General features: G+C 59.5%; 18 protein-coding genes. 3 read left to right on the top strand and 15 right to left on the bottom strand.

Annotated elements, in window-relative coordinates; genetic code table 11:
- Position 1: 1 nt before the first annotated feature.
- The 3 genes from EAO82_RS07145 to EAO82_RS07135 form a co-directional block, all read right to left on the bottom strand.
- Positions 2-1,204 carry an ABC transporter ATP-binding protein gene (locus EAO82_RS07145; RefSeq protein ID WP_096348015.1) on the bottom strand — a complete coding sequence of 401 codons (1,203 nt, stop codon included), beginning with the start codon at positions 1,202-1,204 and terminating at the stop codon, positions 2-4.
- Entirely contained in the window at positions 1,201-2,325 is a 1,125-nt protein-coding gene (locus EAO82_RS07140; RefSeq protein WP_096348014.1) for an ABC transporter ATP-binding protein, read from the bottom strand. Before EAO82_RS07140 ends, EAO82_RS07145 begins: the two co-directional genes overlap by 4 nt.
- Positions 2,326-2,568: 243 nt before the next feature.
- Positions 2,569-4,140 carry a GMC family oxidoreductase gene (locus EAO82_RS07135; RefSeq protein WP_096348013.1) on the bottom strand — a complete coding sequence of 524 codons (1,572 nt, stop codon included), beginning with the start codon at positions 4,138-4,140 and terminating at the stop codon, positions 2,569-2,571.
- Positions 4,141-4,460: 320 nt separating this feature from the next.
- Here EAO82_RS07135 and EAO82_RS07130 point away from each other — a divergent pair, with 320 nt between their 5' ends.
- Positions 4,461-5,936 carry an aldehyde dehydrogenase family protein gene (locus EAO82_RS07130; RefSeq protein ID WP_174958771.1) on the top strand — a complete coding sequence of 492 codons (1,476 nt, stop codon included), beginning with the start codon at positions 4,461-4,463 and terminating at the stop codon, positions 5,934-5,936.
- Between the two features lie 69 nt (positions 5,937-6,005).
- Here the strand turns inward: EAO82_RS07130 and EAO82_RS07125 are convergent, their stop codons facing one another.
- The 6 genes from EAO82_RS07125 to EAO82_RS07095 form a co-directional block, all read right to left on the bottom strand.
- Positions 6,006-7,613 carry a gamma-glutamyltransferase family protein gene (locus EAO82_RS07125; RefSeq protein WP_231703304.1) on the bottom strand — a complete coding sequence of 536 codons (1,608 nt, stop codon included), beginning with the start codon at positions 7,611-7,613 and terminating at the stop codon, positions 6,006-6,008.
- Between the two features lie 17 nt (positions 7,614-7,630).
- Positions 7,631-8,851: an amidase gene (locus EAO82_RS07120; protein WP_096348012.1), complete on the bottom strand. Its 1,221-nt coding sequence runs from the start codon at positions 8,849-8,851 to the stop codon at positions 7,631-7,633.
- Positions 8,848-10,410, bottom strand: a complete 1,563-nt coding sequence (gene hpxZ, locus EAO82_RS07110) for an oxalurate catabolism protein HpxZ (RefSeq protein ID WP_218838674.1) — start codon at positions 10,408-10,410, stop codon at positions 8,848-8,850. The genes EAO82_RS07120 and hpxZ overlap by 4 nt, the downstream gene beginning before the upstream one ends.
- Positions 10,411-10,440: 30 nt before the next feature.
- Positions 10,441-11,712 carry an amidohydrolase/deacetylase family metallohydrolase gene (locus tag EAO82_RS07105; protein WP_096348011.1) on the bottom strand — a complete coding sequence of 424 codons (1,272 nt, stop codon included), beginning with the start codon at positions 11,710-11,712 and terminating at the stop codon, positions 10,441-10,443.
- A 147-nt stretch (positions 11,713-11,859) separates the two neighbouring features.
- Complete coding sequence (locus EAO82_RS07100; protein WP_096348010.1) at positions 11,860-12,804, bottom strand: PDR/VanB family oxidoreductase; 945 nt, start codon at positions 12,802-12,804, stop codon at positions 11,860-11,862.
- Entirely contained in the window at positions 12,791-13,831 is a 1,041-nt protein-coding gene (locus EAO82_RS07095; RefSeq protein WP_096348009.1) for an aromatic ring-hydroxylating oxygenase subunit alpha, read from the bottom strand. The genes EAO82_RS07100 and EAO82_RS07095 overlap by 14 nt, the downstream gene beginning before the upstream one ends.
- A 518-nt stretch (positions 13,832-14,349) precedes the next feature.
- Here EAO82_RS07095 and EAO82_RS07090 point away from each other — a divergent pair.
- A complete protein-coding gene (locus tag EAO82_RS07090; RefSeq protein WP_096348008.1) occupies positions 14,350-14,865 on the top strand; it encodes a MarR family winged helix-turn-helix transcriptional regulator in 516 nt (171 codons plus the stop codon).
- Between the two features lie 41 nt (positions 14,866-14,906).
- Here the strand turns inward: EAO82_RS07090 and EAO82_RS07085 are convergent, their stop codons facing one another.
- The 5 genes from EAO82_RS07085 to EAO82_RS07065 all read right to left on the bottom strand — a co-directional run bounded on the left by EAO82_RS07085 (position 14,907) and on the right by EAO82_RS07065 (position 19,270).
- Positions 14,907-15,701 (bottom strand): amino acid ABC transporter ATP-binding protein, encoded by a 795-nt coding sequence (locus EAO82_RS07085; RefSeq protein WP_096348007.1) that lies wholly within the window; start codon positions 15,699-15,701, stop codon positions 14,907-14,909.
- Positions 15,698-16,360 (bottom strand): amino acid ABC transporter permease, encoded by a 663-nt coding sequence (locus EAO82_RS07080; protein WP_096348006.1) that lies wholly within the window; start codon positions 16,358-16,360, stop codon positions 15,698-15,700. Before EAO82_RS07080 ends, EAO82_RS07085 begins: the two co-directional genes overlap by 4 nt.
- Positions 16,357-17,004: an amino acid ABC transporter permease gene (locus EAO82_RS07075; protein ID WP_096348005.1), complete on the bottom strand. Its 648-nt coding sequence runs from the start codon at positions 17,002-17,004 to the stop codon at positions 16,357-16,359. The genes EAO82_RS07080 and EAO82_RS07075 overlap by 4 nt, the downstream gene beginning before the upstream one ends.
- A 10-nt stretch (positions 17,005-17,014) precedes the next feature.
- Positions 17,015-17,881, bottom strand: a complete 867-nt coding sequence (locus EAO82_RS07070; protein WP_096348004.1) for a transporter substrate-binding domain-containing protein — start codon at positions 17,879-17,881, stop codon at positions 17,015-17,017.
- 402 nt (positions 17,882-18,283) lie between these two features.
- Positions 18,284-19,270: a bile acid:sodium symporter family protein gene (locus tag EAO82_RS07065; protein WP_096348003.1), complete on the bottom strand. Its 987-nt coding sequence runs from the start codon at positions 19,268-19,270 to the stop codon at positions 18,284-18,286.
- Between the two features lie 86 nt (positions 19,271-19,356).
- Here EAO82_RS07065 and EAO82_RS07060 point away from each other — a divergent pair, with 86 nt between their 5' ends.
- A complete protein-coding gene (locus tag EAO82_RS07060; RefSeq protein ID WP_096348002.1) occupies positions 19,357-20,145 on the top strand; it encodes an AraC family transcriptional regulator in 789 nt (262 codons plus the stop codon).
- A gap of 9 nt (positions 20,146-20,154) precedes the next feature.
- Here EAO82_RS07060 and EAO82_RS07055 read toward each other — a convergent pair whose 3' ends face one another.
- Positions 20,155-20,751, bottom strand: coding sequence for a TetR/AcrR family transcriptional regulator (locus EAO82_RS07055; RefSeq protein ID WP_174958768.1), 597 nt, complete (start codon positions 20,749-20,751; stop codon positions 20,155-20,157).
- Positions 20,752-20,815: the final 64 nt, after the last annotated feature.

The following is a 20,815-nucleotide window of genomic DNA, read 5'->3' as shown; positions in this document are numbered from 1 at the left end:
CTCATGCCTCGCTGTGAAGGGGATTGGGCGCGGTTGTTTTCTTGTTATGTAATGCGGCTGCAGCTTCATCAATCAGCACGCCGCTTTCATGGTCGAACAGCAGCACATGCTCGGTCGGAATCCCGACCAGTACACTGCTACCTACCGTGATCTGGAACCCCGCTGGCAGCTTGGCTTTCACGTACGCGCCATTGACCTCAACGGTCACCAGCGTGTACTTGCCAAAGGGTTCTACCGTATAAATATCGCCGCGCAGGCCGGCCAAAGCGGTGGGATCGTCCAGACGGCTATGCAGCGGCGGAAAGCCCAGAGTCAGGCGTAACTGACCTGTGGCCTTGAGCCGGGCAAGAAAAGATTCGGCAACCTGCAGACGTACGCCATTGCAGAGGACTTTCAGGCCGTCCGCTTCCTGCTTGAGCCAGATATCGATCAGGTTCATCGCCGGGTCGCCCAGCAAGCGAGCGATACTGGTGCTGGCAGGTGCGGCATAGACTTCACGCGGGCTACCAATTTGCTGCACCTTGCCGTCAATCAGCATGACAACCCTATCCGCCACCGCCATACCTTCCAGGGTATCGGGGGTCAGCCACAGGGTGACCTGATCCAGCGCCCGCTGGCGGCGATTGATTTCCCCACGCAGGCGGTGGCGCAGCTTGGCGTCCAGATGGCCAATCGGCTCGTCGAGAATAAACAGGCTGGGGCTCTGGACCAGCGTGCGACATAGCGCAACACGCTGGCGCTGCCCGCCGGATAGCTCCGAGGGGCGCCGCTTGCTCAGCTGCGCAATATCCATCATGACCAGTATGGCTTCCACCTGGGCAGCGATCTCGGCGGCATTGAAAAGGCCCCGGTGAGAAGGTGCACGCAAAGGTGAGGCAACATTGCTGAATACATCCAGCGTGGGATAGAGCGCCAGGGATTCAAACATGTGCGCCACCCGGCGCTGCTGCGCAGCCATATCCGAGAGCACCAGGCCGCCCAGATGAACGCTGCCGCTATCGGGCATATCCAGGCCGCTGATCATTCGGCCCAGGGTCGACTTGCCGGCCCCCGAGGGTCCGCACAGGGCGATGACTTCCCCCGGTTCCGCACTGAATGAAACCTCCGACAGCGCCTGAACCTCGCCGAACCGCTTGCTGACGGATTCCAGATGCAGAGGCTCGCCACGCGGCGCGGACAGCATGGATAGAGCATTGGCTTTCATATTGCCTCCAGCAGCAGGTTGCGACCCGTCTCTTTGCAGAAGTAATGAAAATGGCTGGGTTCAAGGCCCAGCTGAACGCTGTCACCGGCGGCCAACATCAAAGGCGCTGGGGCCTCGGCGACGAGGCGCCCTATACCGGTGTCCACGGTCACCACGTCAGAGTCCCCGCCGGGCTCATGGGCATAAACGCGCCCATCGAGCAGCAGCATGCCCGTGTTCACTCCCGCCTGTGATGGGTTGACCAGCACGTGCTCAGGGCGAATACCGATGACTAGCGCAGCGCCCTCAGTGCGCTGAGCGAGCAGGGGCATAACCTGCTCGCCCGCAGCAAACTCGCACTGCACGGCCAAGCGGATGCGCAGCGGATTCTGGCAACTGGTCAGGGTGCCATCGAGCAAGTTCATCGGCGGCTCGCCAATAAAACTGGCGACAAAGATATTGGCTGGCTGGTTGTAAATGGCGCTGGGCGTATCCACCTGTTGCAATACGCCCTTGTCCATTACCGCAATACGGTCAGCCATGGAGATCGCTTCGTTCTGATCATGGGTCACCAGCACCGAGGTCAGCTTCGAGGTCTGCTGCAGGCGCTTGATCTCGGTGCGCAGTTGCACCTTCTGATCACTGTCCAGATGGCTCAAGGGTTCGTCGAACATGATCAGATCCGGCTCGCGCACCAGGGCCCGGCCAATGGACACACGTTGCTGAGCACCACCACTAAGCTGCTGTACCTTTTCGCCGCTGATGTCGCGCAGCCCCAGCAGCTTCATGACCCGCTCAACGCTCTCGGTAATCTCCGCCTTGGGTTTGCCGCGGATGGACAATGGAAAGGCGATATTGTCGAACACCGACAGGTGCGGATACAGCGCGTAATCCTCGAACACCATAGCCACATTGCGGCTGGCGGTATCCAGATCTGACACGTCGGTATCATCAAAGAAAATGGCTCCATCACTGATCGATTCGATACCCGCAATCATCTTCAGCGTGGTGGATTTGCCGCAGCCGGATGGGCCAAGCAGAGCCAGCATCTCGCCCCGCGCGCACACCAGGCTGATACCGGGGATGGCCAGAGTCACACCATCATAGGACTTGGTTACGTTCTCCAGCCTGACTTCTTTCATCGCTCAGCCTCTAGCACAATCACGGAAAAAACGGGCCCTTTTAAAAGCAGCGATAAACACACAGCAAGAAAAGTACCAGTTATTTTTTATTGAACTTTTTCAGTACCTTATAAAATTACCGCTAAAAATCCGAATCAATATAAGAGGCTTACCCCTTATATTCGCGCCACAACAAAATGCGGTATACCACCTAATGCACCGAAGCAGTGCTATACGCTGGCAGGGTGTAGCAGGATAGAAGAATCAGTTCAGACGATGATCGGCAATGAGCATATCGGCGGCACGCTGGCCAATCAGGACGCAGGGGGCCATGGTATTACCGGTACTGATTTCCGGCATGATCGAGCCATCCGCAACACGCAGCCCTTCAATGCCGTAGACCCTTAACCGGCCATCGACCACTGAGAGCTCATCGGTGCCCATTTTCGCCGTGCAGGTCTGGTGAAAATAGGTACCTGCGGCGTTGCGCAGAAAATCCAGCATCGCCGCTGACGGCAGCGGCCCCGGCATCAGTTCGCGCTTTACAAAAGGTTTGAGTGGCGCCGAGTTACCAATCTCCCGGCAAAGCTCTATCCCCTTGAGCAGGGCCGCCACATCTCGCTCATCACTGAGAAAGTTGGCCTCGATCCGCAGCGGATCGCTGAAGCGATTGCCGGTCAGCAGTACCTGTCCACGACTGTGCGGCCGCACCAGACCCGGCGCCAGCGTCCAGGCCAGACTCGGGTCAACCGGCAAGCCGTATTGCGGCCGGGTGATCTCGCTACCAAAAGCACACTCCTCCAGCACTGGCTGCAGATCAGGCGTCAGCAGGGCAGCATCACTCTTGGCAAAGAAGGTGAATTCGGCCGAGTTGTTTCGCGGTGCCTGTGGCTGCGGATACTCCCAGCAGCACCCGGCCACCAGAATGTGATCCTGAAAGTTGCGCCCTACCCCAGGCAAATGTTGAACCAGTTCGATACCCTGCTGAGCTAACTGCGCGGCATCGCCGATACCCGAGAGCATCAGCACCTTGGGGGTATTGATCGCGCCGAGGGACAACACAACCTCATACCGCGCACTCACGTCCAACATCTGACCCTGGCGCCGCAGACGCACCCCGGTTGCCCGACGCCCTTGCAGCAGCACCTGCTCGACGCAGGTATCGAACATCACCGTCAGGTTGGATTGGCTCATGCGCGGCCGAAGGTAGGCCGTGGCTATCGATACCCGTTCACTGTCACCCAGTACAGGCACATTCGGAATACCGCAGGCCCCCGGCCCTTCCATGGCTTCAGCATTGATATCCTCGACGGCGCTGATGCCCAGTGCATCAGTCGCCTCGCGCAGTGCCAAGGCCACAGGGTTGGGGTCTTTTGGCAGGGTGACATGAAAAGGGCCCTGGGTGCCGCGCCGCGCCTCGTCGGCAGGGCCGTCCCACGCCTCGATACGCTTATAGACCTGCAGTACGGAGGCATAGCTCCAGTCTGGATCATCCGCTGCCCTGGCCCAGCCATCAAAATCGTTGCGATGCCCGCGCGCCCAGATAAGCCCGTTGACACTACTGCCACCGCCCAGCACCTTACCCATCGGCAGCGGTGGAGTGCGCTGGTTGAGCCCCGCACATGGCTCGGAGCGAAACTGCCAGTCACGCTCGCTGCCAATATTCTGCATCCACAGACGTGAATCGGTCACCTCGGGCACGCGCTCATCGCCGCCCGCCTCGACCAGCAACACACTGACCTGTGGATTGGCTGCCAACTGGCTGGCCAGCACACCGCCCGACGCGCCACTGCCGCAGACTATAAAGTCGTACACCTGCCCGTTCTGTACAGCCATGCTATCTCCCTCTGGGAAAACGCGCCGGCGCGCACAACACGCCCGACGTTGTTTCCGTATGGGAGCAAATCACATGCCAGAAGAGTTGCAAACACCCCAGGGCAGCACCACTGCTCGACACGAACGAGCAGCACCGCGTTCGGCTCCTTTAGCGCCGGATGCAGAGCGCCCAGTAAACGCGCAGAAATATGGGGCATGCCCCATATATGCACAATAAAACATGACCAAATGCATATAAATAGCGGGGTTCGGGCATGGTACGTTTCATGCTTCCCATAAATTCGAGGAGCATCAATCCACCGACCAAGAGATCCAATGCCATGCAAAACGTCGCAGAAGCACCCCATACCGAAACGGTTATTCGGCCGTTCTACATCAACGGTGAGTGGCGGGAAGGCAGCACCGGGGAAGTCGACAATAATTTCAACCCGGCTACCGGCAAGATCTGCGCGGTAGTGGCTCAGGCCAGTGCCAATGACGTAGATGACGCTATTGCTGCGGCTTTTGCCGCACGCACCAGTTGGCGCAAAGTGGTCGTCAGTGAACGCGAGGCGATTCTGCTAAAGGCCGCCGACATCATCGCAGCCCGCGCGGAAGAAATTCGCGACATCATTATTGAAGAAACAGGCTCTACCTTGCTGAAGGCGCCGTGGGAAGTCGGCTATGCGGTGGAATGCCTGCGCGCAGCGGCCGCCTGGACCCGCCAGGCCCACGGCGAAACCTTCCCGACCTGCTCGCCTGGGCAGATCGGCATGACCATTCGCCAGCCGCTGGGCGTGATTGCCGGTATCGCGCCATTCAACTCGCCCCTGCTGCTATCAATGAAAAAGGTCGCCTTTGCCCTGGCATCCGGCAACACCTTCATTCTCAAACCCTCCGAGTTCGCCCCACTGACCGGGCTGATTCTGGCGGACATATTTGAAGCAGCCGGGCTGCCCAAGGGCGTGTTTAATGTCGTACCAGGCTCTGCAGACAATGTAGGAAAGCGTCTGGTCGCCGACCCACGAGTACGCATGATTACCTTCACCGGCTCAGAACGTGTCGGCAAGCTGCTGGCCGCCGAGTGTGGCAAACAGATGAAAAAGGTCACCTTGGAGCTGGGCGGCAAAAGCCCGCTGGTGGTACTCGATGATGCCAATCTGGAATACGCCGTGGACGCCGCCGCCTTCGGCATCTTTTACCACCAGGGTCAGGTGTGTATGGCCAACTCGCGGATAATTGTCGAGCAGGGGCTGTACCAGCAATTCTGCGAGGCCTTTGTGGCCAAGGCCCGAACCGTTGTGGTGGGCGACCCACGCCAACCTGATACCGTAGTCGGCCCACTCATCCGCCCGGAGCAGTGCCTGTTTATTGCCGAGCAGATCCGCGAGGCGGCTGATCAGGGCGCCAGGCTGTTGTGTGGCGGCACCTATGAAGGCAGCTACTTTCAGCCAACCGTGTTGGCTGACGTCACCCCACAGATGCGCATATACGCCGAGGAGTCTTTCGGCCCTGTGACCTCGATCTATCCCGCGCGCGATTTTGACCACGCCGTTGAGCTGGCCAATGACACTCACTACGGTCTGTCATCCGCCATCGTCACCAACGATCTGCAAAAGGCCATGGCCTTCTCCGAGTTATCGACCGCCGGGATGATTCACATCAACGATACGACCATCTCCGACGAGCCACATATCACCTTTGGCGGAACTGGTGACAGCGGGTTTGGCCGCGAGGGCGGTCGGGCTTCTATGGATGAAATGACGGAAGTGAAATGGGTGACCATTCAGACTGGCAAGCGCGAATTCCCGTTCTGATAAACCAGAACACCGGCCTTGGGCCGGTGTTCTTTTCAATCATCGTTGCAATTGTGCATGGGTTGGCTTTTACCAACCCGCCACCGCCCCATCACTGCGTGGATCATGCCCGCCTTCGAGCAACCCGGAGGGATGCCGCACAATCGCGCCAGCATGCCCCATGCTTTCGTCATAACTATCCAGAATTTCAACATCATGACCCATGGCTTTTAGGGCCGCGACGGTGTCCGCCGGGAAGCGTGATTCCAGCTTGAGCGTTTCACTGGTGTTGCCCCAGGTACGGCCCAGCAGCCAGCGTGGCGCGTCAATCGCGGCCAGCGGATTCATGCCGAAGGTGGCGATGCGGCTGAAGACAGCGCTCTGCGATTGCGGCTGACCGTCGCCACCCATATTGCCGTAGACCATGGTGCGGCCATCGGCAAAATGCGCCATCGCCGGATTCAGGGTATGGAAGGGTTTGCGGCCGGGGGTAAAGGGATTGCGCGCGTTGGGGTCGAGGGAGAAGCTGCAACCGCGGTTCTGCCAGTTCACGCCGCTGCCGGGCAACACGATGCCGCTGCCGAACTCATGGTAGATGCTCTGGATAAAGCTGACCGCAACACCCTGCTCGTCGATCACACCCATCCAGATGGTATCGGCCGGCCCCATGCCTTTGCCCCAGGGCGCGGCCTGTTGCGGGTCAATCTTGCCTGCCATCCCTGCCAGCAGCTCGGAATCCAGCAGACTCTGCGGATCAACCGACATGTAGGCGGGATCGGTTATCTCCCTATCACGCACGGCAAACGCCTGCTTGGTGGCTTCCACACAGGCATGTACAAAGGGTGCGCCCAACGGGTCCATATCGCTTTTCAGCAGATGATCCAGCTGACCCAGAATCATCAGCGACACCAGCCCCTGGGTCGGTGGTGGGAAGTTGTAAACCTGCCCCAGCGAATGCTTCAGCACCAGCGGCTTGCGCAGCTGCGCCTGATGGCGCTCCAGGTCAACCAGCCGCAAAGGACTGCCAGCCGCCGTCAGCTCGGTAGCCAAAGTACGCGCAAGGTCACCACGGTAGAAATCGTCAATGCCGGCGCGCGTGAGCTGTTCAAGGGTATCGGCCAGCCGTGGCTGGGTGAAACGCGCGCCGGGCTCGGGCACCGCGCCGCCTGGTAAAAAGGTATCGGCGAAACCGGCAAAGCTCTGCAGTTCTTCCCGTTTGGCCTCTGTGCACAGGCTCTGGCTACGGGTGACCGAAATGCCGCCGCGCGCATACTCTATGGCATCGCCCAACAGACGGGAGAGCGGCAAGCGCCCACCCAACTCTTCCTGCGACCACTGCTGCGCCAACTGCCAGCCAGACAGTGTGCCGGCAACCGTGTTGGCAGCCAGACCGCCGCGAAACGGGATACTGCTCAAGCCCTGCTCCCGGTATTGCTCCAGCGTGATACCCAGCGCAGAAGCGCCGCAACCATCGATAGCCACCGGCGCATGGCCAGGGCGGGATATCAGCCAGAAGCCGTCGCCGCCGATGCTGTTCATGTGCGGATATACCGCAGCAATGCTGGCTGCAGCGGCGATCATTGCCTCCACGGCGTTACCACCTTCCCGCATGACGGCCATGGCACTTTGCGCGGCAAGTGAGTGAGGTGCTACAGCCATGGCTTTGGAGCCGCGGCTAGGATTGGGAACGAATGCCATAGTCTTGATTTTCCGTCTTAACTGAATGGTGATGATAAATGTAAATGCCTGGCCAGACTCATGACCTGTTCGTCTGCAAAGCGCGGCCCGAGTAGCGACAATCCAACTGGCGCTCCCTCGATACGGGTCCAGGGAAAGACCACCTGCGGCAACCCGGCCAACCCCGCCATGCACAGCAGGCGCTGGGAACGCGCGCGGGTGTCCTGCACCTGCTCTGCCGGGGCATCAAGGCGGGGCGCAGGCCCCGGCACGGGCGGCATGAGTAGATAACCATCAACGCCGAGCAATGCGCCAAGATGCTGCTGAGCCTGAGAGCGTAGCCTGGTGGCCCAGGCTACCTGCTGCGGCGTGATCGCGGAGGCCAGCTCGAATCGGCCAGCAACATCGGCGCCGAAAGCAGGGCGGGCATCGAGCACCCAGTGCCCATGCTGCTGCCATATTTCCGCCGCCTGCAGCACGCGGAAGGCATCGGCCCACTCTTCCAGCGCCAGCGTGCCAGCGGGCATGCGCTCTACTCTTGTACCACTGGTTGCTAGCCAGCTTTCAAATGACTCACGTACTGGTTTATCCAGCATGCGCAGAACATCATCGCAGACGATCAGCCGCGCATGCTCGGGCACAGCTTGTGACACCTGAGTATGAACCAGTTGTTCCAGAGCCAGGCTGAGTACATCCGCTTGCGCGGCAACCCAGCCGACGGTATCGAAGCTGTGTGCCAGCGTGAAGCAACCCTGTGAGGACACCCGCCCATGGCTGGGGCGCACACCCCACACGCCGCAATAACTGGCGGGCAATCTGATGGAGCCGCCACAGTCGGTGCCCAGTGCAAGATCGGCATAGCCCGCGGCAACCGCCACTACCGAGCCGGATGACGAGCCACCCGGCAAGCGCTGTTCTGCCGTAGGATTACGCGGCGTACCGTAATGCGCGTTGATGCCGGCCAGGCTGTAGGTAAGCTCGTCGGTGACCGTCTTGCCGATCCATTGAGCGCCAGCCTGCAGTAGCCATTGCACCGCGGGGGCGGTCTGCGTAGCTACGTGTTGTTCCGCCAGCCAGCGAGGGTTGCCAGCGCCGCAGCGCATGCCGCGGACCTGAAATACATCCTTGACCGCCAGGCGCACAGAGCGCAGTGCAGATCCCGGTTGGGTATTTATCCTGGGGGCCTGACCAAACCCTTCAGCGACAAAAGCGCCGTGATGGCCAAAATGCAGCAATTCTGACTGTGTGGTCGAAGTCATGTTGTAGCCCAGCTTACATGTGCGGCAACGATACGCCATTCCCGCTCGACACATACCCAGCTTTGCGTCTGGCGGCCAAGCCTGGTGCTCCCGGGGCGCTGAAAGACGATATTGGCCACCGCGAAATCGTCACCAAAGGTGGTGACCGAGCGCTCGATGATATGCCTGGCCAACTGACCACTGTCGGCGCGTGCGCGCCGGAAGGCGGCAATCGCGGCATAGCCATACAGGTGTTCTCCGGCGCCATAACGCAGGGTGTGCGGGCTATCCCAGAACAGCCGGTCGAGCTCTGCGAGATCGTTACCGGTCAGCGCCTGCTCGTACTGATCTACCGCACGGTTGACCTCTGCCAGTACGTTTGCGCGGTTGACCGCTGGCACGCCCTGCCCTGGCTGGGTGTACAGAGCCGGGTCAATCAGGCAGACCCCGCGGCCGAGCAGCCCGTGCTCGGCCTGGCTATCCAGCATCGCCAGCGCAACCAGCGGCGCAGACGCCTGCAGCTGCGCCAGTTCGGCATCCAACCCAATGCGCAGTGAGAACTCGTTGAAGGCAGGGTGCTCGCCAAGCATGGCATCTGATGCGGTCGCCCAACCCTCCGGCAACCAGGGCGACATCAGGTCCCGCAGGCCCTGTGCATGCCCCCAGGCCTGCGCACCAAAGCCTGCGGCATCTATCACGCCGCTGTCGCCCAACATGGGCGCCGCCAAGGCTTCAACCTCTTTCAATCTGGGACCGTTGGGCCTTCTCGCCGCACGGGTCAGCCACTGCTCAGGCGCGCCGGACAAGCGCACGCCGACCTCCTGGCCGTTCCCGGCCAGGCCGATCACCAGGGAAGTGGCACCTGTGCCCACCGTGGCCTTCAGCATCAGATGGCAGGCTGCCATCCACAGCGTCAGGAAAAACAGCGGCGCAGTCTCGATGACCTCCGTTACGACTTGCGGCGCATGCTCAGCAAGCAATTGCTGCAGCAAGGCGTTGGTAGCGCCAGCGGTCTGGGCATGCAGGTCATCACCCGCGCGCAAGCCGGCCTGCGCCAGCGGAATCAACTCGATGCTGCGCCCTTGCAGCCAGGGCATTAACACACCAGCCAGGGCCTGATCGCGAAATTGCAGGCGCTCAAGAATAGCCAGATCCGCAGTACCAAAACGGATCTGCGGGCCCGCACCGCTGGGTAGCAGCGACCAGCAACAGGCACCGCTATCCAGGTCAGAGACTTCGACCAGGAAGGTGCCGGGCGAGACTACCGCCGCCAGCGGGGTGACCACGTCATACTCCTGAGCCGGACGCAGCGTGACCCGACCGTCCAGAATCATGGCCCGCGCGCTGCCGACGTCCTCGGCCCAGCCCTCATGCATGCAGCAGAGTGCGGCGGACGCCAGAATAGGTGCGCTGGGTTGAGAGGGGTCGGCAAACGGCGGGCCGGCATGCAGCAGGCACTGCGACTCGAGACCTACAGCCTCTGCAGCGGTGACCACGCGGGTCCAGGCTGGCCGCACTGCGTACAATCGCTCCAGTGCGAGCTGGTTGCTGTTATCAGTTTGCCGGCCAGTATCGGTCACAGCGTGCTCCTCATCAGAACGGTAAGCGCTTCAGAGCGCGTGCGGCACGGGCAGAATCTCGGCCGTAGCATCGAAGCGCTTCCCGGCGCGCAGGCAAAAAAGCGGCTGCAACATGCGTGGCGCGATAACTTCAGTGCCCTCATTGTCACGCAGCAGCCACTTGCCGCTTTGGTCAGAGAGCACGGTAATGTCTGCTTCCCGGCCCACGCCCAGCGAACCCAGAGTGTCAGACATGCCCAACAGCTTGGCGGCGTTGCTGGTGGCCATCGGGATGATCTGCTCCAGCTTCAAGCCCAGCGCCATCAGGCTGACCATCGCCGACACCAGGCTGAAGCGCGACGAGCCCTTGAACAGATGTTCTTCATCCGGGTGCTCATCCTCTTCCGGCACACCGGCGGGCGCTTTTACCGAGGTGTTGTAGCCGTGCATGTCCGCACCCAGAGTGTCTGGCAGCACGCCGGCTTCAAGCACCTTGGCAGCCATCTTGTAGCTGAAATGCGAGCCGTGTCCCACATCGACTTTCAGACCGCGGGCCAGGGCTTCGCCAACCAACGGATGGATCTCGCCATCCAGGGAAACGAAGCCGCCCGGGTGCCGACTGAAAGGATGCGCAAGCACATCACCGGGTTTGAGCAGATCCAGTACGGCCGGGAAAATGCTGTCCGGGTCAACATGGCGGCCACCCGACTCTGGCTCCGGCCAGAGCTGGCCGAAGTGAATGTACAGCGGCAGCCCGGTCTGCTCACCGACGCGGGCGGCTTTTTTCATCACATCCAGCCCCCAGCGGGCGAAACCGCCAAGCTCGGCGTGCGCCTTGATGCCCTTGACCACATCGTTGTTGGCCAATGCCGACTTCACCGTGGCGTCCACGTCTGAGCATTCAGGCCGATACAGCTCGGGATAGAAATGCCCTTCCAGGCCGCCAACCAGGTAGGCGGAAATAAACGAGATGACCCGGCTGTGCGAAGTGTTGATCACATAGTTGCGAAAGCCCGGCAGCGTGATGCAGCTGGCGCCACCCTGGTCCACCAGCGTGGTAACGCCGGAATAAACCCCACACATATCGGCGTTCAGACCGAACCGCCCGGTGACGTACTGATAGATATGCCCGTGGGTGTCGATCAGCCCGGGTAATACCAGGCGACCTGTGCAATCAATCAGTTCCGCGCCTGCCGCCTCGGGCGTACCCAGCAGTTGCCCTACTGCGGCAATGCGGTCGTCTCGCACCAGCACATCCTGAATCGCGTCGACCGAATTGGCGGGGTCAATGACCCGGCCACCGTGCAGAAGAGTCGTTTTCATCAGCGTTTCCTACCTTGTTCAGCGTTAATCAGTTCAAGTCGAAGGCCGCCAGAGCCAGGCATACTAGGTGGTATACCTCTTATATCGCTCAAGCAAATCTTTCCGCTCTCCGTAGACTCGGTGAGCCAGCGAAGGGAGTCGACTCGGTTAAATATCCAGTAGCAGGCGCGGCGACGCACTGCTGGAGCAACAGATCATCATGCTGCGGCGGCGGGTATGTTCGTCTGCTGAGTACACGGTATCGCCATGAACCGGCTCACCCTCCAGCACCGTGACTTCGCAGGCACCGCACACGCCCTGCTCGCAGGAATAGAGCACATCCTCGCCCGCCTCCAGCAACACGTTCAGAATGGTTTCGCCCGGCGGAATAACATATTCATGCCCGGAGCGTGCCAGCACCACGCTGAACGCCCCTTCAGCCATTACCGGCCCGGCAGAGACGAAGCGCTCCACATGCAGGCGCTCGCCCAGCCCGCTCGATTCAAGCTGATCGAGCATCGTGCTAGGGCCGCAGGCGTAGACTTCCGTTTCGCCCGGCAGACCAGCTAGTACTGCCTGCAGATCCGATTGCGGACCGCTGGCGCTGGCAAAGTGCAGTGTCACATCCGGGGCATTTTCCAGCTCGCGATGAAACAAGGCGTGCTCTGCTGACCGGCTCCAGTAATGCAGGTGTACCGCACGCCCGCTTTGCTGCAGCGCCTTGAACATTGAATAGATCGGCGTAATGCCGATACCGCCAGCAATCAGGCATACCGGAGTCTGCGCTGAAGACAGCGGAAAGTGATTACGCGGCAGGCTGACCTCGAGCATCTGCCCAACACGGGCCTGATCGTGCAGCCAGCGCGAACCACCGCGGCCCTCGGCATCGCGCTTGACCCCGACCACATAACGCTGGGCATCACAGAGCGAACTGATCAGCGAATATTGCCGAATCAGACCGTCTGGCAGATGCAGATCCAGGTGCGCTCCGGCAGTGACCGGCGGCAGCACGCTGCCGTCCAGCGGCTCGAGTTCATACAGCAGTATGTCCCTGGCGCCATAGCGCATGGCTGTCAGGCGCAGGTTCATGCGCTGGGAATCAGACAGTTCCATAGCTCACACCCATGTTGCGTAACCACATGCGGTATTTCTGCCCCAGCAGATCGGTGCGATGGTGCAGTTCCATACGCAGGTCCACCGGAATTCGCTCAGGGCGCTGCGTGTTGACGATGGCGCTGTCCTGGGCATAGACCAGATCCTGCCGGCGGCGCACATCGGCATCGGTTGGCTGCGGCGAGAAGTTCATGGCACAGCAGATGCGCACGATGCTGCGGGTTTCATCCACCTGCTGAGCGGTGAAAAAGGTGCAGAAGCGATCATCCGGGCTGCCTTCGGAGGCACGCTCGGGGTCGGTAATCACCACCCTTTTCTTGAAATACGCGACCAGCGGGCGAAGGCACTGATAGGCGTAGTAAGCCATGACCGGCACTTCACGCGGGTCACCATAGGGCTGGGTAACCTGCACTTCAGAGGTGGCCAGGCCGCCGTTCTTCTCGAACACGTCGTAGGCCCCGATAGGATCGGGCTGATCCATGATGCCGTTGACCCCGGCGTGCACAAACGGGAAATGCGTGGGATCGATAAAGTTCTCCAGCGCGCGGTAACCGGACTTGAACTCGTAAGGCCCACAAACCACTTTCTTGTAGCTCGGATCATCCCACTCGGGGAACGCCGGAATGTCATTGGCCGGCTCGCCCATGCAGGCCCAGATAAAGCCGTAGGCTTCCTTGACGTGATGCGGGATGGCCTTGGCTTTCTTCATCGGCGTCTCGTTGGGCGACGCCGGCATCAGCACGCACTGCGCGCTGCCGTCGTAATTCCAGCCGTGATAGGGGCATACCACGCGATCACTCTGGATAAAGCCCTTGGAAAGCCGAGCACCACGGTGAATACACAGGTCTTCCCATACATACGCTTGCCCAGCCGAATCGCGCCAGGCTACCAGTTCGCGCCCGAACAGCATGGTCGGTACCAGCTTGCCCGGCACGACTTCCTCGGATGTGGCAACCACATGCCAATCGTTGAGCAACGCCTCCTCAAGGGGACGGTCCGCTTGGTTGATACTTTCTCTGCAATTCATCAGAGACACCTTTTCTGAGGTTGAAAATGGCCAGTGTGGCGGAATCATGTCTAGTGCCTTGGCATGATGGCTTGCAAGATTCAGCGTACTGGAGCTGTATTTATGGAAAAGCAATTAGCATGCCACCTCCAGAGCAATAAAGGTGGTAGACCACCTTTATTTTCAACTGCCCGTCGATTGGGCTCTGCAGCAGCGAAACCTCGAGACAGGCCAACAGGTGCAGCTCGTTCAGAAGCGCAGGTAGTGCAACACAATGAGGCAGCTTAAGTGGCATGCCTCTTATTTGGGCACAAACAGATGCTGAGGGAACAGGCTAGAGCCGTTGGCGGCAGGCGGCATCAATCTTGCTTCATCTCGCCTGATCGCCAACCTTGAGTAATCCAGCGAGCCGATGGCAGATCACCCATGCTTTATCGTCAGCAAAGAAACAGGTATACCTCTTTCTTTGCCAGACCTTGCTACGATAAAGGATACTCAGGCGCCTTAGTCCACTCGACAAGAAATGACGAATTGAACCTATGAAAAAGCTTGCCCAAGAACAAGTACAAACCGAATTTGACTCTGCCCTGCAGCGCTCTCCCCTACTGGGCCGCCCTGGCTTTCTGATACGCCGCTTGCATCAGATTCACTGCGGCCTGTTTCTGGACGAAACCCAGGGCCACGATGTGACGCCGGTGCAATACAGCCTGTTGACCACCCTGTCGATGATCGGCGAGACCGATCAGATCACCCTGGCCAACGAGATTGGTCTGGAGCGCACCAGCGTTGCGGAGGTAATCGCCAGGCTGGAGAAGAAGGGCCTGCTGTTACGCAAGCAGAGTACCGCTGACCGGCGTGTCAAACTGGTCAAGCTCAGCCGCAAGGGGCAATACCTGCTGAAAAAGCTGGAAGCCAAAGTCCAGAAGGCTCACGAGCGCACTGTCGAGGCTTTGCCCGAAGACGAGCGGGCGCTGTTCATCCTGCAGCTGATACGCCTGGTAGAAGCCAACAACGATATCGGCAGCGCGCCCTTCAAGCTGGATCAGAGCAACTGAATCCAGCCTGCAGCCTGGGTAGGTGAAAGGCGTGCGCTAACTCAGCCGCGCTGGTGAAAGCGGGTCAGAAACTGCTGCGCCTTGAGCGTCTGCGGCGCGTTGAAGAAGTGCGCAGGCTGGCCGGTTTCGACCACTTCACCACTGTCCATAAAGATGATCCGGCTTGCCACTTGCCGTGCAAACTCCATTTCATGGGTGACGACCACCATGGTCGCGCCCTCGTCCGCCAGATCACGCATGACCTCAAGCACTTCCCCTACCAGCATGGGGTCGAGCGCGCTGGTAGGCTCGTCGAACAGCAGAATATCCGGCTTCATCGCCAAGGCTCTGGCTATGCCCACACGCTGTTTCTGACCACCTGACAAACTCGCCGGGTACATGTCGGCCTTGTCCTGCAGACCAACCTTCGCCAGCAATGCCAAGGCTTCCTCACGCACCTCCTGTTTATTGCGCTTCTGCACGTGGATGGGGCTCTCGATGATATTGCCGATCACACTCAGGTGCGGCCACAGGGCGAAATGCTGGAATACCATGCCGATTCTGGCCCGCATGCGCGCCAGATCCGCATCGCCCATCTTAGCGCCACCCTTGTGAATGCCGAAGCGTTTGGAGTTGAGCCGTATGGAGCCAGCGTCGGGCGTTTCCAGCCAGTTGATGCACCGTAGCAACGTCGACTTGCCGCAACCCGACGGCCCCAGCAGGCAAAGCACTTCTCCCTTGCTCAGGTCCAGGGACACATCCCTGAGCACCTGGTTGCTGCCGAAGGACTTGGATACGCCCTGCACCTGAAGAACCTTGGCGGCGGTATTGTCTGCAACATCAATAGTGTCTTTCATGCTCTGCGCACCTCGGCATAACGGGTAAAGATCAGGGTGAAGAATTCGATTACAAGACAGATCAGCCAATACAAAAGTACCGCCGACAGGAAGCTGGCAAACGGAATGAAGTGTGTCGCCTGAATGGCGTTCATCACGGCCGTCAGCTCCGACACCGCGATAATGCCGAGGAAAGCGCTGTCCTTGAGGATCTGCGTCATCTGATTGCCGATCATCGGCGTAGCGCGCATCAGAATCAGCGGCATGATGATGCGTCTGAGCAGCCGGTTACCGTGCAGACCGAAGGCCTTGCCCGCCTCTATCGTCTCGTGCGGTATGTCCTGCCAGGATGCCCTGAGGATGATTGCCATATAGGCTGAGTTATAAATAATCAGCGCGATAAAGCCGGTTACCCAGTTGGACAGCTGAATGCCGAAGGACGGCAGACCGAAGTAGATCAGGTAAACCAGCAGCAGAAAGGGCACGCAGCGCATGCACTCGCAATAAAAACCTATGCTGCGGTAAATCACCGGCTTCTTCGACATCAGCATGGGCGTGAGCACAATGCCGAGTAGTAGCGAAATACCGCCTGCCAATAACAGCAGAGTCACGGTGTTGACGAAGCCAGCCCAGATAGCTGGATACTGCTGCCAGACAATAATGAAATCACTGAGATTCATACCTGCACCTCACGCCCGGGTGTCTTGTGCTCAAGGCGACGCTGCGCCCTGACCAGTACGAAGATGATCACCAGGTACAGGCACAAGCCGAACATCAGTGGTGGCATGGGATCATAGGTGCGAGCGCCTACCCGCTGGGCGGCCCGTGTAATTTCCACCATGCCGATAACCGCAACGGCCGGGCTGGACTTGATCAACATGGTCATTTCATTCACCAGACCGGGCAAGCTGGACTGCCACGCCTGCGGCAATACAATGCGCCAGACTCTGGTCCAGGCCGGCATGCCGAAGGCCAGTGCAGCGTCGTACTGCTGCCGGTCAAAGGCGATAAGCGAGGAGCGCCAGATTTCACAGCTGAATGCCGCTGCCGTCATCGACAGGGCGATCAATGCTGCCGCCAGCGGATTGAGCGACAAGCCAAATTGCGGCAAGCCAAAATAGATGAGCAGGACCAGGGTGACCGCAGGGCAGGACCGGATGATGCTGACATACAGGTAGCACACCTGTCTGACGACCGGGATCCGCGCCCAGCGCAACAGCGCCAGGCCCAGACCGAGCGGTACCCCGAGGAGAATCCCGGTGAGGGAAACTCCTACGGTGGCAAACGAGCCTTGAACAATGCTCCAGTAATCGTAAGCAGTCATCTGAATCCCATCAGTTTACGTCGAGGGGCATATCTTCAAAGCTGGCACCCAGCCATTTTTCCTGGAGCCGATACATCTCGCCGCTCTCACGAATCTTCAGCAGAGCGTCGTTGACCATTTCCAATACGGCGGAATTGCCTTTCTTCACGGCCCAGGCCTTGTATCCAGGCTCGCCGATGGCCTTGCCCAGCACAAACATGTCGCCACGCTCTTCGACCAGCGCGCGCAGAGTCAGATCGGTATTGACCACCGCATCAATTCGGCCAAAAGCCAGATCCTGATAGGCTTCGGGATAGCCGTGATACTCGACGATCTTGCCCACACCCTCGCCATGCTCTGCCTTGAGTTTTTCATCAAAAGCCTTGAGTTCTGCCAGGAAAGCACTGCCGGTCTCAGCACCTACCGTCTTGCCGATAAGGTCTTTCGGCTCCTTGATATCAGAACCTTTTTTCATGCCGTAATAGGTTGTAGAAGCTGCCATGGGCGTGGCGTAGTCGAAGCTCTTCTTGCGCTCTTCCGTGACCATCACCGCAGACAAGGCCATATCGAACTTGCCACTGGTGACACCCGGGAGAATGCCGGCCCAGGGCAGAATTTCCTGTCGCAGCTCCAGGCCGGTTTCCTTCTCGACCAGATCCTTCAGCTCGTTGTCATAGCCAGTGGATTTGCCGTTCTCCATGAATTCGAAGGGGCGGTAGTCATCCTCTGTGGCAACACTTATATAACCCCTCGACTCGATCTCTTCCTGAGTCAGGGCGTGGGCGTAGGACGTGCAGCCCATTGTGGCGATCAGCGCGAGCGCAAATCCTTTGAGAGGCCGCATAAGGCCAGCTTTTTTCACCACGGTAGCGTTTGAGATAGTGCAGGTAGTCGGCATGTGGATTCCTTTACAGTAAGGGGAAAATACCCAGTACTCACCGGGCCCTGTAAAGTACAAAGCAAGTGGTATGCCATCATTTTTTTTATCAACAAATACAACAAGATAACTTATTCAACCGTCACGCTCCGGCACTCTTGCGATGCAGCGGCGCTCCAGCAACGAACAATAAAGAGTGGTATGCCTCTTAATGACGCAGTTTGCAGCACTATCCTGCTGCTTGAACCGGGGTTGTGTTGCCAGCAAAAGGCGGCCGATCAGGCCTGTAACTTGGGCCTGTAAGTGCGGAAAAAGAGAGCGATGCAGTGCGGAGGGAAAGTGCGTGGTGCCGGGGGAAAATCACGGTAGCGTCCGGTGCTAACGGCGCTACCGCTTAATCAGGAAGATGCTTGAATAAAACGCTCAGGGGACTACCGGAATCGTCTCCTCTGCCCGGTCCGCATAGCGTTGGGCCAGAACGGCGCACACCATCAACTGGATCTGGTGAAACAGCATCAGCGGCAATATCAGCATGCCGATGGTCCCGCCGGTAAACAGCACCTGCGCCATGGGCACGCCGGTTGCCAGGCTCTTCTTGGAGCCCGCAAACAGAATGGTGATCCGGTCTGCGGTGTTGAAGCCCAGCCGCCTGCCGGCAAAATCGGTTATCACCAAGGCCAGCGCCAGCAGCACGCAACAGGCCACCACCAGACCAGCGAGCTGCGGCAGCGGGACCTGCTGCCAGATGCCTTCCACCACGGCGTTGCTGAAGGCGCTGTAGACCACCAGCAGAATCGATCCCTGGTCCACGTACTTGAGCCAGGCCTTGTTCCGAGTGACCCATCCACCAATCCAATGCCGAGCGATCTGGCCAGCGATGAACGGCAGCAACAGCTGCACCACAATCTTGCTGATCGCATCCATGGTGCTCGATTCCTGCACCTGCGCGCCCATCAGCAACATGACCAGCAGCGGCGTCAGGAAAATCCCCAGCAGGCTTGAGGTCGCCGCGCTGCAGACCGCGGCAGGAATATTGCCGCGTGCCAGCGAGGTAAATGCAATGGCCGACTGAACCGTGGCCGGTAGCGCACACAAAAACAGAATGCCCAGGTACAGCTCGGTGCCCACCAGCGGCGAGAGAATCGGCTTGAGCGCCAGCCCTAGCAGCGGGAACATGATGAAGGTGCAGGAGAACACCAGCAGGTGCAGACGCCAGTGCGTCATTCCCGAGATTATCGCGCTGCTTGAGAGTTTTGCGCCGTGAAGAAAGAACAACAGGCCAATAGCCAGATTGGTTATCCAGCCAAAGGCGACGGCCGTCTGCCCTTGCGCGGGCAGGAAGCTGGCGAGAATCACGACGGCGAGCAGGCTGAGCGTGAAATTGTCAGGCAGTAAACGGGGTCTGGCCATGGTGCGTGTCCGATAGTAGCTTGCGGGTTGAGTTGCCCAAGTCTACTATCTGATTAATTTACGGACTAACGCGATAAGCCACCAAAATGTCGAGAAACGGACAAAACCCGCTTGAAGTGCGGAGCATCCCTGCCCTTACCGCGCTACCAAGACCCTTGTTCGCCCGCACGGAATCCCTCAAGGTCAGCACCACAACCGAATGGCATAGCCATCCCTGGGCGCAGTTGTCCTATGCCATACGGGGCGTACTCTCGGTGCATACCGACACTGGCCGATTTCTCGCCCCGCCCCAGCGCGCCATTCTTATTCCGCCGGAACTACCCCACGCGGTGATCAGCTCACCGGGAACAGAAATGCGCAGCCTGTACATCGACGCTGCCGCCCTCGCCTGGACCCGGCCCGAGTGTCAGGTGCTGGAGATCACACCGCTGACCCGCGAGCTGATCAGCCGCTTCAGTGATCTTCCCGCCGAATATGATGAGGCCAGCGCCCACGGCCGCATTGCCGGCGTGCTCCTGGACCAACTGCAAACCGCTCCCGAAGTGCGCCTGCACCTGCCATGGCCAAAAGACCCTCGGCTACAGACCATGTGCGAAGCCCTGTATGCCGCGCCCTATCTGGATCAGACGCTGGGCGACTGGAGCGCCAGCCTGGGGTTGTCGGAAAAGACCCTGACTCGGGTTTTCTCAAGGGAAACCGGCTTCACCTTTCGCGCCTGGCGGCAAAGGCTTCGCCTGCTCAGCGCCCTGCCGCTGCTGGAACAGCGCCAGCGGGTGACCGACGTGGCCCTGGCCTGCGGCTATGATTCAACATCCGCCTTCATTGCGGCTTTTCGCAAGCAGACGGGGCTGACGCCGGGGGATTTTCTGGGGTGATCGGGAAGCTTAATCAGCGCTACGCGTGGCTGCCTGTTTAACAATCCCATCCACCAGTATCTCCACCGCCTCCATCGCCCGCGCCTTCCAGCAACGCATGTCCACCAGTTCGCCGACCGCATGATTCTTCAGTCCAACAAAGCCGTGGATCAGCGCCCACACCTGCAGCGCAATATCGCGTTTGGCACTGGCGGGGGCATCCGTCGCCAGCAAGCCGCCAACCACCTCAGTCAGGCGTTCAAACCCGGCGGCAGCCAGCGCGCGTGCGTCAGCAGAGGGCTGGTAGCTGTCATCCAGCTTGCCGAAGATCAACCCGTAGTGAGGCTCGAATGCTTCGGCGGTATCCAGGTAACGCCGTGATGCCAGCAGCACTCGCTCACGCGGATCGGCGGTCAGGTCGTCCACCGCCAGGGCTTCGATTACCGCAGTAAAACCTTCGATATACAGCGCATCGAGAATGCCCTGCTTGCCTTGGAAGTGGCTGTAGATGCCAATGGTGGACACGCCTGCCCGGGCTGCAATCGCCCGTACGCTGAGCGCTGCAGTGCCGCCTTGCAGAAAAAGCTCGGACGCCGCCTTGAGGATATTGCTCTGGGATTCATTCATGGCGCGATTGTACTTGACTTTACATAACAGCGTTATACTATCAAGCAACATAACGCTGTTATGG

It is taken from the genome of Halopseudomonas pelagia, assembly GCF_009497895.1.
Lineage (GTDB): Bacteria > Pseudomonadota > Gammaproteobacteria > Pseudomonadales > Pseudomonadaceae > Halopseudomonas > Halopseudomonas pelagia_A.
This window is presented reverse-complemented; position numbering and strand designations above follow the sequence as displayed.